We start from the raw sequence: 16765 nt of genomic DNA on the forward strand, positions 1-16765 counted from the left end.
GAGCTCGATAGGAAATTCGAGTTCGAACGCGCTGAGTGCAACGATCCGGTCGTTTGCTGCTCAAACTCACTTCCTTCTAATGCCCCATCCTGCTGGCCGCCGCCTCGGTCGGTTTAGAGACCGTTGCTGCGCGGATGACGCGATCTCACGGTCCGCCCCAGACCGAACCATTTTGAATCCGTGCCGAAGAAAATCACGGGTCCAGAACTTCTAAGTTTTGGCCGAGGGCTGTTTTGCGGTGACTTTCGGGGCCGAAAGATACCGAGAGGGAAAAAGAACTAGGCTCGAAAAGGTCAGGGTAAGTTTTGACCCTGTAAGGAAAAGAAGTGAGCCGAGTTGCGTATTTCCGAGTGTCCACCGCAGATCAATCGATCGATGCTCAGCGCGCCGCGATGGATGGACCGTTCGATCGCGAATTTGTAGATCAGGCCGTCAGTGGAGCCACGATGGCGGAAAGCCGCCCCGGCTTTTCCGAAATGCTCCGATATGTCCGGGATGGAGATACTTTATATATCTACGCTGTGGATCGCCTGGGCCGCGATGCCATCGACATTCAAAAGAATGTCAGAGCCCTGCTGCAAAAGGGCGTCGCCCTCCACGTTCGCGGCTTGGGCCTAATCGGACAAGGCGTGGGCGAACTCATCATCGCGGTGCTTGCCCAGATTGCGGAGATGGAACGACAGCGCATTGTCGAACGAACTCGAGCCGGCCGCGATGTGGCAAAAATCTCATTGATGGAGAATGGGCATACTCATCGCGGGAAGGCGAGCCTCGGAAGGCCCCCCGTAGCCGATTGTGCCGAAGTTCGTGCATGGCGAGAAGCGAACAACGCCAGCATCTCCGTGACATGCCGTCAATTCGGAATTTCGCCTTCCACGGTCAAACGGTACTGCCGTCCGGACTAATAGAGTGATCGCTGTTGACGGCCACCCGAGGCCGGACCAGCACGCGCTCAAGGAATTTTAGGCATCCATGTATTTACAGACCTAGCACCAAAGATGGCAAGTCACAGCCCAATTTCCGACAGCAGAATTTGCTGTAGCATTTATAATAACTTGAATTTCCAAATATCATTCTCTCTCTTTTTTTAATACAATCCTCTGAGAATCGACATCATAAAGATATTTGTGCAAAATACCCTCTTCGATCATCCTAGCCGCCTGACCGACATGTTCTGGCAGTACATAGAACCATTCCTTAGGATGAACCTTCTTTCCGAACCGATCTTTCACGAATAGCTTGGCCGGGCGAGCCGCTGCGAAGAAACGATGCAGCAGGTTCTCGACTTTGTTGCGCGACAGATTTTGCAGGCTGTAGGTCGCGACGATCTCCACCGGCGCCAGAAGAAACGTCGGATCGTTTCTGGCATCAGCGACACGGCGGGATACATCCTGGCTGGTAACGCCGATCTTATGCAAGATCATACGCTGCCCTTTGATCTCGGGATTCTCGGACCGGGAGCGGGCCACATAGATTGTTCCCGACAGTTCGAGCTGATCGTTCTCCCATTCAGGATCAAGCGGCCCGAGACCAACCTTCTGGATCATGCGAGCTGTCTTATCGTCGTTCAGGGATTTTCGAAATGACGACATGAGCGGGTCGCTCTCCGTGCCGTTTGAGAAAATGACGCGAAGCCGATGGTCGCGCGCGCCACCACGGGCGGTCATTTCCGACTTCTCGGCGATCATGGCGAGCAAACCATTCCTTATGAAGAAGTCCCCTTCTATCGGCTCGATCACCGACCATTTCCTTACCGGGCTTGCTTGGCGCTCACCAGCTTCCAAGCCGCGCTGGACCGTTTCAAAGCGCTCCCGGAACTGCTCGAAATCCTGACAAGGCACGAAGTCCGCGCGATGATCAGGAACGTGCCTTTCGGCTGCCGGTGTGGTGTGCTTGAGGCTGACCAGTGATGCATCAACATCAAGATCGTCATCAGCAAAGATGTCATCCAGGCTATTGGGAATCTCAGCGTCGACAGGCTCATCTTCCCATGAGCGCGACGTTGGAGCGGCGGAGTCGCTTAGCAGGTCCAACCGATCCACAGCCCGCATCTGATCGGTGGGAGCCAACTTTACGGTGCCCCAGATTGCTCCAAGGCGCATCTCGTCATGATCCGTAGCGTCTGGATCGGGGAGGTGCGAATGACGCTCATAGAAGGCGGTTACTTCGAGCAAGGCTGCGACGCCACGATCCTGCGAAGGACCACCGCGCCCCCCGCGAGGTTTGACATCCAATAGGCCGAACTCGTCGTTTTCCGCGAAAATGTCGTCCAGGCTCGGGCGCGACATCAAATAGCCCCCTCACGCACTCGCTTGGCCTTTTCGGCCTTCAGCCAAGCGAGTGCCTCTGCCATGCGCTTTTCAAGTGGATTGGCGGAGTGGATATTAGGCTCACGCCCTTCGGCAGCGCGGAATGCCTTGATGCGAGGCCAAAGCGTCCGAGCCTCATCGCCGGTCATGTTTACGCGCAATGCAACCATCGCTGATTGGACATGCGCCAGTAGTTTGGAGTTCAGCGATTTCGAAGCGACCTCGAAGCGCTCCTGAAAGGCGTTGACGCTGTCAATCAGCTCGATGTCGATGTCCCGGACGTTGATGAATTTTCGAACCATCTCCAGAAGCGTATTCGGTGCGCTGGCAGGTTCGCCATCATCGTCGTCACCGCTCGGCTTCAGGGGCGTACCGCTCAAAGGCGACTGCCCCTCAGCAAAACCGCCTTCGGCTTCCTTCCGCGCCAACGTCAGGACGTTCATATGTGCCGCCAGATGCTGACGGACGGATTCCGCTTCCTCGGCATCCAGCGCCTCGTACCGCTTCTCGATGATATCGGTGAGCACCATCTGGGTCGCGACCTCGGGGGCCGCGTCAGGCGACAGTACGCGCCGGTCCATCTCCTGATAGGCAGTCGCTATCAGATCGTTCATGTCCTTTTCGCAGATCTCGCGCGAACGGTCCGTGGGCGGCTCGACCAGCCCCTTGATGCCGATGGTAATATTACCTTCATCATCGGTGCCCATGGGCGCCCGCACGTCGCCATCTTCGCGGCGGTAGAATTTAAAGTTGGGGGCCAGTACCTGCTCCATCAGAAGCGACCCGGAGATCGCCTTAAGCATGTCGTTCACGGCATCGGTCACGACACCGGTTTCGACGCCGGGTTCGGCAACAAGTTCCGTGAACAGCGCGCGGGGCTTGCCCGGCGCGTCGCGGGTCGCGCGCCCGATGATCTGCACGATCTCGGTCAGGGACGACCGATAGCCGATCGTCAGAGCATGTTCACACCAGACCCAGTCGAATCCCTCCTTAGCCATCCCGAGGGCAATGATGATGTCAACCTTAGCCCGGTCCGCCACGTCATCGCGTTTGCCATCTGGCCCTTTGATCTCACGCGACAGCGCGGACTTCACGATATCGCGACCCGGCCCGTCATCCACCAGGTCCGCCACTTTCAGCAGCCCACCATCGGGCTTGCGCACCAGGTCAAACCCCGTCTCGGGATCGCGCCCCTCATGGGTGCCCAGCAGGTCGAGGATCTTTCCCACCTCGTTGAACTTGTCATCGAACGCCTCGGACGACCCACGATGCGGGATGTGGATGATCGTTTTCTGATCGGGGTTCAGCACGCCCGGCAGCCCGTTGACGTAATTGCCCTTGTAAAACTCGTAGTTGATCCCGAGCGCCTTGAGCCAGGCGTAGCCCTCCAGCTGCTCGTAATAGCTGTACGTGATCTTGGTGAAGCGATCTTCGTCCTCGGGACGAAGCACCGGATCGGCATCGCCACGGAAATAGCTGCCGGTCATCGCCATCACATGGCACTCGGCGCGGTTGATCAGACTGCGCAGGATCACCCCCAGCCTGTTGTTGTCCGAAGCCGACACATGGTGGAATTCGTCGATGGCAATGAAGCAGCTGTCGAAGGCCTCGATCCCCTTGGTCTTGATCACCTCGTCAAAGCCGAAGCGGAAGGTGGCATGGGTGCAGACCAGCACCCTGGCATTGCTCTCCATGAAGGTCTGGAACGCTTTCACCTTCTGTTTGCCGGCATCCTCGCCGGTCAGGCAAAGGTTCCAGCGGTCATCGACCTCCCAATCCGCCTCGAAGCCATAACTGGTCAGATCGGTCGAGCGGAACGAGCCGCCGATCGAGGTTTCGGGCACGCAGACGATGATCTTGTCCAGCCCCTGATGGCGAAGCTTGTCGAGCGCCACGAACATCAGCGCGCGGCTCTTGCCCGCCGCCGGGGGCGCTTTCAGCAGCAGGAACTGCGCGGCACGGGCAGCATAGGTGCGGGCCTGCATTTCTCGCTGACCAAGGGCGTTCGTCGTCGCCTTGGAGGTGCCATAGGTGACATTGACCATCTGAACCATCTATCAGGCCCCCTTTCTCGTCGGCGCGGCTTCCATCGCTTTCACCTTGGCGGCATAGAGCTTGAAGAGCTTCTCAAGCCGTTCGGTATCATTGTGGAAGGGGCGCCCGATATACATGCCCTCCAGAAGCTCATCGTTTTCCCGATGCACGGCGCGCAGGTCGTCGGGCATCTTGTCCGGATCATAAAGATCGGCAATCGTGGCTGGGTAATGGGAATAGCGGCAGCGCAGGATCTTACGAGCCGAGGCCGAGAGCGCCTCCAGCTGATCCCCGGTGAATTTCGGAACGGGGAAGGTGTTCCACCCCATTGTGTTTGAATAACGGAAACGGGTTTCGAGCTTTCCACAGACCGTTGCTATCCAGACCAAATGTAAACGGGAAGTGATCAAGGCGATGCACCACTCGGGGGCATCGTAGAGAACATTGTTAAGATCGGATGAGATCACATCCGCTCCCACTCGTTCGACAGGCAAATTCGGGCGGCGCTCTGAGGAAACGCGAGGAACCAAAATTGCATAATTTTGGGCCCAGTTTTGTGCTTGGCGGAATTTATGCGGGTAAATGGCCCATGCTCTGGTCGAAGCCGCTTTGCTTTCAGCGCGGAACTTTGCGACCGCATCGAACCTAGCCTTAATAGGCGGGAATTCCGCAGCAGCTTCTACCTGGTCATCGGTCACCCATAAACAATACCGCGTTTTACCTTTGACCACTTCATCAGAACCCATGAAACGCTTTACGAATGGCGCCGCACCTGGGTAGCGCTCCAACAAATCATCGCGTTCACCATCACTCAGAATCAAGTGGCCGCCGTCGGTCGGTTTATTGCCGTATTCCATGTATGGCAGACCGAAGAGGGACCTTGTCTCGGCTCCAACGTACAGGTTTTGCGCATCGAGCAAGTACGCGTTGATGTTAGAAGTCCGTGCTTCCAAGTCGCCCGCAAATAGCCGTTTTGGCTCGCGGTCTTCATTGCGAAGCCCAATGACGACGCACATCACGGCAGCATTTGCCGATGCGTTGTTGCGCCACTTAAAGCTGGTATGGGCAAAGCCTATCTCAACCCCCCCCACCAAAAGGTGCGGCCACAGAGCGTCAACGGACTGTCCTTGGCAGATTGAGTTTGTTGCTACGAGAGACGATCTCGCTGAACGACCACGAATATAATTGGCGGCCTTGACGAACCAGCATGTGACGAAGTCAATTCGCTTGTATGCCGAAAGTGTCTCCGAAAGGACATATTCCATGTCCTCGTTCTGCTCGCGTGACCGAGAGTTGTCGCCGAGGAACGGCGGGTTACCTGCAATAAATACTTCCTGGCCCTCAGCAGGGGGCGGGCAGACCTCTTCCCAGTCGATACGCAGCGAGTTCCCGGTGCGGATATGCGCCGCGTCCTTCAGGGGCAGCGCGGCGGGGCGGCGACCAAAGACCTCGGCAAAGCTCGCATTAGCCTGATATTCAGCGATGAACAGCGCCAGTTTGGCGGTCTCTGCAGCGAAATCCGCGATCTCGATCCCGTAGAAATGGCTGATCGGGATGGCCGAGAACATCTGCATCGAGCCGGGTCCGTTCAATTCTTCCAGCCGCCGCAGGATACGCGTCTCGCGCGCTCTGAGTTCGCGATAGGACACGACAAGGAAGTTGCCCGAGCCACAGGCCGGGTCGAACACGCGGATGCGCGACATCCTGTCCAGCACCTGTTGCAGCACGCGGACGCGGTCCCATGCCTTGTGGATCTCGGCATCGAGCTCATCGAGGAACAGCGGCCCGATCACCTTCATGATGTTCGGTACCGACGTATAGTGCATCCCCAGTTCCGAGCGTTGCTTCGGGTCCGCGACTGACTGGATCATCGAGCCGAAAATGTCGGGGTTGATCTCGCGCCAGTTCAGGTCACAGGCCTCGCGCAGATACCGGAAGGCCACGGCATCAAAGCGCGGCGCATCGATGGTGCCCGCGAAAAGCCCGCCGTTGACGTATTCCAGCTCACCCGTCCAGACGGGCAGCCCCTCGCGTTTTGCCTTGGGCAGGTTCATCGCCCGAAAGGCCGCGATGATGGTTTCGCGCGCTTCCTCGCCCTTGCCGCCCGCATGGGTGAACAGCAGGCGTGAGAACTGGTTGTCGGGAAAGATGCCGACATCCTCGGCAAACATGCAGAAGATCAGGCGCATCATCAACTGGTTCATCTCGTGCCGACGTTCGTCGCTGCCCCAGTCCGGATTGGCCTTGGTCAGCGCGTCATAAAGACGGGCCAACTTGCCGGTCGCCTTGACGTCAACGGGGTTTTCTTCGACCGCACGGTAGCGTTCCTTGCCTGCGGCAGGCAGGAAGAAGCCAAAGTTGTCGCCAAGCTCGGCAAAGCGGCAATGGAGCGTATCGCCCGACGCCGGATGCTCTGCCGAGATCATCTCGCCATCAGTGGCGATCAATATCGCGGGCTTTGAGGTCTTGGTCTTCTTCGAGCTACGCAGCAGGTCCAGCGTGCCGTCGGTCATGCCCGCCAGCGTAGGGGCATAGTGGAACTTCTTGCCGAACAGCACACCGCCTTGAAGGTCTGACTTATTGGTCGACCCGCTCCTCAGCTTGGAGATCGCTGCCTTAGCGCCATCTATGGCAGCGGCAAAGGCGAAGGGAAATTCGGTTGCGTCAAAAGGTTCGGCGGCAATCTCCGCCAACGCGTCATAAATTTCGGTAGGGTTCATCAAGGGCCTCGAGATACTTGCCCATAGCTAAGTGACGCCCAATCTTGAATCCACCGAAAACGCTTTGGCCATGAATGAAAATCAGTTTGCGCAAAATGTTAATCAGCTGCTTCGCAAGCATCTCTGCCGTTCGACCGAGATGCAGCAAAGTCGGCTCTCCGCCGTCAGCGGTCATTCGCACATCGTGCAATGAACGGCAGTTTTGCGGATCGGATAGGCAACCTCTGCACGCACCAACATGGGCACGTCGCAGTCATGCCTTATCGTAGAGCCTCAACGCGATCGCTGATCCCGCATAGTTTGGGCCAGCGCCTGCAACTGAGCAAAATCCTGATCCGCTTCTGGCGCCGATGCTTTTGCTTTATGTTCTCGCCGAATTGGCGCCGCATGCGCTAGATCATCGCGCCTCAATTGAGGTGCCGCTGATGAGACCACTCGTTCGCGATTTGACCAGTACATGTCGGTTAGGGCCAGCAAATCCGAGATGGGTTTGTATGTAGACCAAGAAGACAGGGTATCAGCCAGTGCCTGATCCGGAAGCTTAACATCCCAACCCTGCTCCGACCGCCAAACCGTCCGGCTTTTCCCAAGTTTCAGCTCAGCAATTGCACGCCGCGCCACCTCCACTCGCTTCGCTTCAGAAACGTCCAACCACGGAGAGGCTGCCCGCTCTCGCATCGCGGCGGCTATCACGGGATGATCGGAAAAGACGTCGACGGTCATGTCCCAGCCCGATACCTGCGGCGAGATTTTCAGGCGCCCATTTTCCTGAACCACACGCATGGCCGGGTCCGATAGCAAAGCGATTCTAAGGCTCTCTACGGCCGCATCGCGGGCGGGGTCGGGTTTTAGCTCCGGCTGGAGGACAGGTACCGGCTGGCCAATCAGTTGTCGGGCCGTTTCTTCTCCTAGGCGACCATGATCCAACGCAATGCCGTTTTCAGTTTCGCCCCCCTGCGCCGCTTGCGGATTTGCGGGTTCAGCGTTCTCTCGCGGGCCGCCCATCATAGTAGATCGATCCCGCGGTCCTACCCCGCGGACAAGCTCCTTGCGCGGCTGTGATCTGCTAGCAACGATTTCTCTAGCCTGAGCAAACACCCCCTTCGCTCGGGGCGCCTGTCCGGCACTCACACTGCCGTCTGCTGCTTCGGCCGAAGCGATATGCTTAGAATGAGGCAGCACACCTCCCGCCTCTCGAATGGAGGCTCTAGACGAAACGATCTCCTTCGCCACCTGATTCGCCGTCTCAGGCACGGTTACAACGGAACTGGCCGGTGACAATACGCCCACGACAGTTGCTTCACTGACAACCGCCTCCCGCGCCGGTTGAACCGCTATGAGTGCCGCAACGTCCGGCCGACCTTTGTAACGTTGCAACAGAGCTGCTGCAGTTGGAAATCCGGCCAACCCGTCGATACCATGGGCCTCAATCGCCGCACGCAAGCGCCCGACTTCAGCATCCTGAATTTTAAGTTGGGACTTAAGAAAGGCAGGTGCCCGCTTTTCTAGAGGCTGGGACCGCAAGAGCGCTCTGCTAGCGGCATCCAACGTTGGGACGTCAAACCCTTCAGCGGTACGAATTATGACGGGCTTGTCGCGAAGGATGCGCTCGCGCAAAGCCGCCCACCGCAACGTAATTGGACGAACTGATGGGGTACTTTCCAGACGATCGCCTGCCTGCTGGCGCCCCGACAGCTTTTCCAGCTCTACTCGAAATTCGGCGAGTATGCCTTCGATTTCTGTAGCCATTTCTCGCACATCGCGCTCGTCCGACTGCCGGTCTGGTTGATAAGGCGCTAGAGTCGTCGCGACATGCTGGAGGTGTGCCACAGCCTCGTTACGGCGGCGCTCAATTTTGGCCTGATCCCGCACAATCGAAGCCTTGGCCTTACCCGATCGAATGCCAGCAAGCATTCGGTCGCAGTTGCGCTGCACCAATTCGGCGCGTGATTTGGCGAGGAGCTCGAACAATGTCAGTGTTTCAAGTGCCGCTTCTGCACCTTTGACGGCGTAAAGCAGGTCACGCAATCGGTCCCAAGTTTGATCAAAATGACGATACCAGTCGGTTTTCTTGTCGGCTTTTGCCAAAACGTCAGCCATCTTTTGGGCCAGCGCAAGGCGATCGGCAAACCTCGTCCGTTCCCGATCCTCGATTTCACTCAGCTCAGCATGAAGCGACCTGTACATATTTTCAGTTTCGGCTTCGGTGGCGACGCCAAATTTCGAAAGCCGCGCTGCCGCCGGCCCCATATGAATCTGCGGCTTTCGTTGCATACCGGCCTCGGCGAAATTTCGAGGATCTAGCCGGCGCTTGACCTTCAACTTTTCCAGTTCTGCATTGCAAAGATCTGCAAAGTGGGCCCGCATTTGAGCGATATCTCGGGCGCCGGCCTCCCAATACGCGCCATCCGCTTCCATTTTTGGGCGGCGCTTTTTTGCCAGCTTCACGTCGTATTTTTTCCGCTCCGCGGCGCTGAGCTCAATGTCCCATTTCGCCGCAGCCTCAATGAAATTGCAGGCACGGTCGTGACTGATCACATGCACATGCGAATTGCGCTGATCATTATCGGCATCCGGATCATGCAACACCAACGTGTACATAGTGCCTATGCGGTCGAAGGTCGCGGCCAAGCTGCAAAGAACACGATCCAAGGCTTCGGGCGCGGCCGCAATCTCGACTGGGATTTCGAAAACCCATCGGTTTTGGACCCGGCCATTACGCGTCCGAGGTATTGTGACGGGCGGGTGATGAGCGTCCCAGCCGTCGATGGCGGACAGTCGATCGAGAACCGAAGCCGCGAGCCCGGCGTCACACTCTACCCGTACCGGTTTTCGATCACGCAACCGTTTAGAGCGTGCAGAGCCGGTCGTCTGCAGCGCGATAATCTTGCTCAGCGGGGCCTGGACCCCTTCAACATCGGCGAGCACCTTCTTCGCCCCCTCCCAAAACGCCGGCGCCGCTCTGTCCGGAAAAAAGGCAACGTGTGGAGCCGAAGCCCGCCGTTCATTCTGCTCGACCGCTTTCCAAAACCCTCCCCGGACAACCGGATCTGACGAAATGTTTGATATGACCCTGGCTACCCGAGAGCGCTCTAACTCGTCTTGCGTTTCGCTGGGCGCCAGAGCCGCATATCGTTCAAACTGGTCCGAACTGATGGCGGGCGATTCCAATGCCACCGCTTGCTCGGCGACATAAATTTCGAAGCCCGCCGCATCTTTCCTTTTGTCCGGTCCAGAGGCAGCACTTTTCTTGCGGCTTCGGCCAGCAACCTCTCCGCCTCTTCCGACGCTTTCAAACTTGCAATGGAACGATGATCCTCCACTCGCCATCGTGGCGCGCCCAGGCAGTGCCACTGGCATAAAGAAATCGACGGACCGGCCGAACGGCCCCTTCCCGCTTTTGCCCTTTTCATGTTCGATGGGCCTTCGGAAATTTCCGAAACGAATACTGCCCACGAGCTCCTCGCGCTCATTGATCGCGATAAGGCGACGAACTTTGTCCGTGATCGAGTGAATGTTGGCAGCAATGACCATAGCGTCATCTTAGCGTTCTGCCCAATGCTTCCGGAAGCACCTCCTCATTAAAAATTCTTCCGAAGGACCACTCGCACAGCGAGTCAAAAGATATATCTAGGCCAAAACTCCAGAACACAAGCAACGCCAACTCTCAATTTTCAAATTGAGGGTTAGCGTTATTGCGCAAATTTCCTCCTTAAATCTCAATGAAAACGCATAATCTCCATTAAATCCATGATGGATCTAGCCAATTATATAGCCGTAGCTCATTTCTCGAAACTGCGAACTGCACCGACGCGCATAAAATTCGGTCGTAGCGTCCGAGATATTTTTTATGCTGGTCAGCGTCTTGCGCCGGCGGTCGGGCATCAGCCGATCGATGATATCGAGGAACTGGAGAGCCGAAGCACGGGTGAGTCAGCGTATGAGGACTGCATCAGCGCCGGGCGAATTATCCATAACAGTACGCCATCGCTGCGGCGTTGCTCGAGGATCCCTGCGAGTGAAGTCAGGGTTTCATCCTCACCATCGAAGCCGTCGAGGTAGGCGTCTATGAGTGCAAAGCAGGCTGGTCGAACTGCCTGACAACCGGCTACCCGCCTCCATTTGTCTTGTATTTTGTCTTTCAGAAAAGCAGATTACAGAAGTTTGATGCACTATTCCTACAGATATCCGGCAAAACAAGACAAAATTTACCGGCTAAATACGTCCTGCATGTTCGCATACAACCTGCATCACACCAATCAGAGGAAGATGCGACATGGCATTCAAGGCAGAACTTTTTCGCGAGAAAATGAAGGCATGCGGGATCAGCCAAAAACAGCTGGCCGAAAGAACTTCGTGCGACGTGCGCTCGATCAGCCGCTGGGCCAATGGCCGCCAGGTTCCCAAGTCCGCTTCCATCCTTAAGCTAGCTGAAGCTCTCGGTTGCAGCCCAAGGGACTTCGACCCGGACTTCGCGGACAGCATGGAAGGTGTCATTGTCTCGGGCCGGGTGACTGCGGCGTCGCACAACGCCTACGCAGCCATGAAACTGGTATTCGGCGTTTCCCAAACCCAGATCCTCGAATTGGCGCCGATCCTGTTTGCGACCGTCGCGGCCCGGGCGCTCCAAATTCCCGGAGATGACGATGCCTTCTTCGCGGCGCATGAGCGCGAAGCGAAGAACCGGGACATCCGCATCAACCGGTTTGGACACCAAGACGAAAGCGATGGCCTGGACCTCGATCGCAAGGCAGCCAGCGATCACAAATGCTTCGGTCTCGAACCCGAGCATGGCTCCATGGCTATCTCGCGAAATCTCTTCTGCGAGGCTTTGCGCCGGATGGTAGGACAGGCCGGCCATCGGATCAGCATCGACATGTGGCAACAAGACTGGCCCGGACATGTGCCCGATGCCGATGGCTTCAATCCCCACGTTGCCTTGCTCGATCTCGTCGCCGAGGGCGATCCGGAAATCATCCGCAGGCTGGTCCGGGGCGAAGTGCGCCTCTCCACCAGCATCGACAAGGCCGAGATCGCGAACAAGAGCACGTTGGGCCAACTGGCCGAGCTCATTCGCAAGGACCTGACCGAACAGGCGGCCTTGCACCGCGCGATGCTCGAAGACCGGCGGCGAGCAAGCCAGGCAAGGCTCGATCAATGGCGCCAGGGCTACGAACTGGATCATCCGGAATGGGCGCAGGAATACGAGGAACTGACGGCAGCGCTTTGCCATCCAGCAGGTTGGTATCCGGCCCACTACTCGGACAAAAAGATCGAGGAGGCCGGCGCAAATCCATTCGCAGAAGCCCGCTTCATTGACAGAGCGCGGTACCCTGGCCCCTTCGCCCTGTTCGATCACGAACCCGTGTACCCTTGCACTAATGGGGACGTGGAGCGGTTCAAGGAACTGCAGGCCCATCGGGCCGCGTCGAAGAGCGCGTTCGAGGGAGGCAGCCAGTGAACCCGTTCGATCGCAGCCGCTCCGTCTCTTGCCCCACCCTGGGCACAAAACTCAGCAGACACGCGGCGCTGCGCAGCCAGCAACGCAGCATGTCACTGGACATCATCAATGCCGTCATCGACTTCGGCCAGGAGCGCCACGCAGGTGGAGGATGCTTTAGCTATGCCTTTACCGATCGCACCTGGAGGCGGTTCGTCGAGCAGTTGGGGTCGGAAGCCCGCCGTCTTGAGCGCGCACGCAACGCATACGTGATCGTGGCCAAAAACGGCCACGTCGTCACCACCGCGTGGATTCACTGATCGGGCGGCTTCCGGCCAAGAAGTGCCAGGAAGGTATCTTCGGTGCGCGAGTAATAGGTGAAAAAATCGGTAAACGTCCGTTTCAGGTTTCTGCAATAATACTCCATTGAACTTCGTAAAAAGGTTGCTCATGTCCCGTATCGTCGAACCACCCCGAAACGAACTCGACAGTCTGAGACAGTCGCTCACCTTTGGCGAGCGCTTGATATTTGATCAACTGGATCGCGAACTGGACGAGGCTTGGGAGATTTACCTCCAGCCCCACCTCAACGGCTTGCGCCCAGATTTCGTGCTTCTCAACCCGACTGTCGGCATCGTCGTGATCGAGGTGAAGGACTGGAACCTCGACGCGATGCACTATTTCGTAAAAACGCGAGACAACGGCCACGCCGAACTCTGCGCTCGAAGGGATGATGAGGAATTTGCCATCCCGAACCCGTTTTCAAGGATCAAGGAATACAAGGAAGCGATCTTCAACATATACTGCCCCCGCCTGCCCGAAAAGGCAGGATTTGGCACAATCACGCCAATCGTGATCTTCCCGTTTGCACCCCGGGACCGGATACTGGAGCTTCAGACGCCTTTCCTGAAGGACAAGGAACGAGAAAACCGAGAAACTTGGTGCCCCGTCGCCGGGAAGGAAGATATGACGGCAGGCGGCCTGAAAAGCAGGATCCCCTTGCTCAAGCGAGAAGGCCATACGGTGATGCGGCCATATCAGGCCGACGATTTGCGGAAATGGCTCGTCGAACCCGATTTTGCCAAAACTCAGCGCGAGCCGCTGGCCATGGACAGCAACCAGCGGAACATGGCGAATACGCGCACTCAATCAGGATATCGCCGCATCAAAGGTCCGGCGGGATCGGGCAAATCAATGGTGTTGGCCGGCCGCGCCGCCCGGCTTGCCAGCGAGGGCAAATCGGTCCTCATTGTATCGTTCAACATCACGCTGTGGCACTACCTGCATGACCTGATCGTGCGCGGTCTGCGCGATTTCGTCGTGAACGGCGAATCCATGCCGAAGCCGATGAGCAGGGTGACGTTCACGCATTTTCACGGCTGGTCTAAACAGGTCTGCCAACACCAGCGGATCGAAAGCCTGGGGTTCCTCGAGCGATATAGCAAGATCATGAAGCCGATCGCCGAAATTCAAAATAATCCAAGCCTCGATCCTAAGGAGAAGAAGCGGCGAATCAATGCGATCAGTGGCCCAATCCTGAATGATCAAGTTCCTCGCTTAGCCGGAGAGGCTGCGCGTGCCCTCAGCCAATTCGAACAGTTCGATGCCGTGCTTGTCGATGAAGGCCAGGATTTTCTGCCCCAATGGTGGGACACCCTGCGCGAAATTTGCCGCCCGGATGGCGAAATGGTGCTAGTCGCCGACGTTACTCAGGACGTCTACGGCACAGCCGGGAACTGGACCGAGGAGGTGATGTCGGGAGCCGGATTCAAGGGCCCTTGGGCGCAACTCAAGGTCGGCTACCGCGTCCCTTCCGCTGCACTTGGCCTCGCGACCGATTTCGGTACGCGTTTCCTGCCCGCAGAATCCTGCGATTTGCCCGAACCTGACCAGGCTAGCCTCGAACTGGGCGAAAGCTCGGTCCGCTGGATCCAATGTTCCGAGCTGGAGGCCGTCGCTAAGTGCACGTATGCAGTGCATCAAATGAAATACAATGTGAACCACAACGGCACATCCAACACCGACATCGTGTTTCTCTGTGATTCCATCGATCACGGCCAAAAGGTGGTCGAACAGTTGGAATCATACACGGGATACAAGCACAACATCGCCCACACCTACGAACACGACAAGGGGAAGGAAGGCCGCCTGAAAATGGCATTTTGGATGGGTCAGCCACGTATCAAAGCCACGACCTTTCATAGTTTCAAAGGCTGGGAGACCCGGCTACTCGTGGTTTACATCGCCAGCGCGCGCGGGAGAGAAGCCCGAGCCGGGATTTACGCCGCGCTCACTCGCCTGAAGCGTCACCCCGCTGGCAGTCATATCATCGTTGTCTGCTCGGAGCCTGGACTTGCCGAATTTGGCGAACGCTACAGCAAGATGGTCAACTGAAGCCGGCGCGATTCAAGCCAAATTTCGGGAAAGTCCCAAGCGCGCTCTGTGACAAGCGATCACTTTCAAGCGTTAGCTGTCGGGGGAAGCGCTCAACCCGGACCACATATCATTTCCGCAATCAGTTCAGCCTTGGCCGCCCGCCACATCCTCCGCCGCTCGGCCTCCGGCTCGGGCGGCAGCATCATCGAGAATGGACTGGTTGAACGTAGTGTCCTCCCGGTCGGGGACTTCTGAAGCATATAGGCGATGATCTCATCGATGGATCGTCTCAATATAAAGCGCCATGCCCTGTTTCCAATGGTCGCACGATGGCTTGCCAGCTGCCGGTCATTCTCCGCCTGCGCCTGAATGATGAGGTCCGGATTGGCCCGAAGCGCGGCGACATGACGGCGGGCCAGGATGAGTTTTCTCCGCTCGCCTATGTCGTGCGCATTCAACTCATAGGGCGGCGGCTCTTCAATTTCCCGCATCCAGTATCGGCAAGGCAGATGAACGATCCCGAAGACGTTGATCTCGGCCTGGGGGTATCCATTTTCTATCAACCAATCCTGCAAGCTCTGCCCCTCACCAAAAGTGAGGGGCTTGGGAAAGCCATAGCGCCAGCCATGGGGCGGATCGATCATCGTCACTTCACGCATGAGCCGCCCTCCTTCTGAAAGCTGAGCCAGGCGTTCCATGCATCGTGGCAGCCATTATCCGAACAGACGTCGCGGGCCTGGCCGGTAAACCCATTCATCGAAAGCCGGCGTGCCGGGAGGAGGATATGGATGTGAGCGGCATTTGACGAACCAGCCAAATAGGGCAGATGGAGAACCATCAACGCGGCCAGCTGCTCCTGACGCACAAAATAGCTCCGAACCCACGCCCGCACCTGCTCCCATCCTACATGCGGTGGCTGATCTGATGGCAGTGTCAGGGTGAATTGGGCGTATCCGGTCCGTTCAGCCGCGGGCAGCATCGCATCGTAGCGCTGCAGCAGATAGCTGAGGTCCATATATTCACCGCTGGCTGCGTCAGGCAGCAGCAAATCATGACGCGATGCCTTGTGCCCGGCAGGCGTCAGCTTCGCCATAACCATGTCGGCTATTCCGGCACGATGTACATCCTGTTTGTAGAAGTAGCGGATATATTTGAAGCTGCCGTCATCGGCAGGATCCAGCGTGAAGCAGGACAGCATCTCTGGCTGATCGGCCGTGGCAGGCTTCGATTTGGCTTTGCTCATGCCGCCTCCTGCCACTGCGTGCTGGTCTGCGCCGCCAGCGAGAGACCAGCCTCAAAGCGCCGGGCATCGGGGCAAGGCGCATGGGTGGAGAATTGCAGGCCGCGCCGGTGTGCCAGGATGAATGGCTGATCGACTTCATCGGGCGGGCAGAACCAGTAGCGGTCCTCAAACCATGCGCGCTGATAGCCGGTAAACCACTGATCGTCTTTGCAGCGGTAAATGTCGTATTTCGCGACTGGACCAGAGAAGCGCGCGAGCAGCAGGTCCATGCCATACTGCCGGGCGACTGCGCTAACGTCATACAGCCCAATGTTCGGACCGGTCCGGGTCCCGACGATCAGGAGATTGGCGCCTTCCAGTAGCACGCCATGCCGCGCGCCCGGGAAGCGCTGCTCCGGGCTGAAGTCGATCGGCCCGCCAATATCCGCCGCCAGCATCATGATGCCGCGATAGGTCGCGGCTTTGATCCACGGCAAGCCGTTCGCGCTCCCGAAGGAGCGCGGTGTAACATTAGTCTGCATTTGTAAGACTTTCGCGTTGAGGGCGCGCGGCAGCCGAGCGGTGCCGCGCCTTGCCCCTTTTTCATTCCATTTTTGCTCAGCTGCCTGAGCCACTTCAAACTTGGCCTTCGCCGCAGCAGCGG

Annotated in this window: 12 protein-coding genes; 4 read left to right on the plus strand and 8 right to left on the minus strand. The window is 57.5% G+C overall.

The window, feature by feature from the left end:
• Positions 1 to 326: 326 nt before the first annotated feature.
• Positions 327 to 905 carry a recombinase family protein gene (locus DIZ22_RS10665; RefSeq protein ID WP_122928173.1) on the plus strand — a complete coding sequence of 193 codons (579 nt, stop codon included), beginning with the start codon at positions 327 to 329 and terminating at the stop codon, positions 903 to 905.
• 165 nt (positions 906 to 1070) lie between these two features.
• On the opposite strand, the gene DIZ22_RS10670 is transcribed toward DIZ22_RS10665, so the two are convergent.
• The 5 genes from DIZ22_RS10670 to DIZ22_RS10685 all read right to left on the minus strand — a co-directional run bounded on the left by DIZ22_RS10670 (position 1071) and on the right by DIZ22_RS10685 (position 10597).
• Positions 1071 to 2288: a GIY-YIG nuclease family protein gene (locus DIZ22_RS10670; RefSeq protein WP_122928174.1), complete on the minus strand. Its 1218-nt coding sequence runs from the start codon at positions 2286 to 2288 to the stop codon at positions 1071 to 1073.
• On the minus strand, positions 2288 to 4363 hold the full coding sequence (locus DIZ22_RS10675; RefSeq protein ID WP_122928175.1) for a DEAD/DEAH box helicase family protein: 2076 nt from the start codon (positions 4361 to 4363) through the stop codon (positions 2288 to 2290). The genes DIZ22_RS10670 and DIZ22_RS10675 overlap by 1 nt, the downstream gene beginning before the upstream one ends.
• Positions 4364 to 4366: 3 nt before the next feature.
• Positions 4367 to 7063 (minus strand): DNA methyltransferase, encoded by a 2697-nt coding sequence (locus DIZ22_RS10680; protein WP_122928176.1) that lies wholly within the window; start codon positions 7061 to 7063, stop codon positions 4367 to 4369.
• A complete protein-coding gene (locus DIZ22_RS21790) occupies positions 7041 to 7238 on the minus strand; it encodes a hypothetical protein (protein WP_164488882.1) in 198 nt (65 codons plus the stop codon). Before DIZ22_RS21790 ends, DIZ22_RS10680 begins: the two co-directional genes overlap by 23 nt.
• 98 nt (positions 7239 to 7336) lie before the next feature.
• Positions 7337 to 10597 carry a MobA/MobL family protein gene (locus tag DIZ22_RS10685; protein ID WP_122928177.1) on the minus strand — a complete coding sequence of 1087 codons (3261 nt, stop codon included), beginning with the start codon at positions 10595 to 10597 and terminating at the stop codon, positions 7337 to 7339.
• Positions 10598 to 11339: 742 nt separating this feature from the next.
• Here DIZ22_RS10685 and DIZ22_RS10690 point away from each other — a divergent pair.
• The 3 genes from DIZ22_RS10690 (at position 11340) to DIZ22_RS10700 (ending at position 14897) form a co-directional block, all read left to right on the plus strand.
• Positions 11340 to 12524, plus strand: coding sequence for a helix-turn-helix transcriptional regulator (locus tag DIZ22_RS10690; RefSeq protein ID WP_122928178.1), 1185 nt, complete (start codon positions 11340 to 11342; stop codon positions 12522 to 12524).
• Positions 12521 to 12823: a DUF4258 domain-containing protein gene (locus tag DIZ22_RS10695; protein ID WP_164488883.1), complete on the plus strand. Its 303-nt coding sequence runs from the start codon at positions 12521 to 12523 to the stop codon at positions 12821 to 12823. Before DIZ22_RS10690 ends, DIZ22_RS10695 begins: the two co-directional genes overlap by 4 nt.
• 130 nt (positions 12824 to 12953) lie before the next feature.
• The gene (locus DIZ22_RS10700) at positions 12954 to 14897 is read left to right on the plus strand and encodes a nuclease-related domain-containing DEAD/DEAH box helicase (RefSeq protein WP_240626841.1); all 1944 of its coding nucleotides are present in this window, start codon (positions 12954 to 12956) and stop codon (positions 14895 to 14897) included.
• A gap of 92 nt (positions 14898 to 14989) precedes the next feature.
• Here the strand turns inward: DIZ22_RS10700 and DIZ22_RS10705 are convergent, their stop codons facing one another.
• The 3 genes from DIZ22_RS10705 to DIZ22_RS10715 are packed head-to-tail and all read right to left on the minus strand — an operon-like array spanning position 14990 to position 16736.
• Positions 14990 to 15538, minus strand: coding sequence for a hypothetical protein (locus DIZ22_RS10705; RefSeq protein WP_164488884.1), 549 nt, complete (start codon positions 15536 to 15538; stop codon positions 14990 to 14992).
• On the minus strand, positions 15526 to 16122 hold the full coding sequence (locus tag DIZ22_RS10710; protein WP_122928181.1) for a hypothetical protein: 597 nt from the start codon (positions 16120 to 16122) through the stop codon (positions 15526 to 15528). Before DIZ22_RS10710 ends, DIZ22_RS10705 begins: the two co-directional genes overlap by 13 nt.
• On the minus strand, positions 16119 to 16736 hold the full coding sequence (locus DIZ22_RS10715) for a hypothetical protein (RefSeq protein WP_240626721.1): 618 nt from the start codon (positions 16734 to 16736) through the stop codon (positions 16119 to 16121). The genes DIZ22_RS10710 and DIZ22_RS10715 overlap by 4 nt, the downstream gene beginning before the upstream one ends.
• Between the last annotated feature and the right edge of the window lie 29 nt (positions 16737 to 16765).

It is taken from the genome of Sphingobium sp. LF-16 (assembly GCF_003711185.1).
Lineage (GTDB): Bacteria > Pseudomonadota > Alphaproteobacteria > Sphingomonadales > Sphingomonadaceae > Sphingobium > Sphingobium yanoikuyae_A.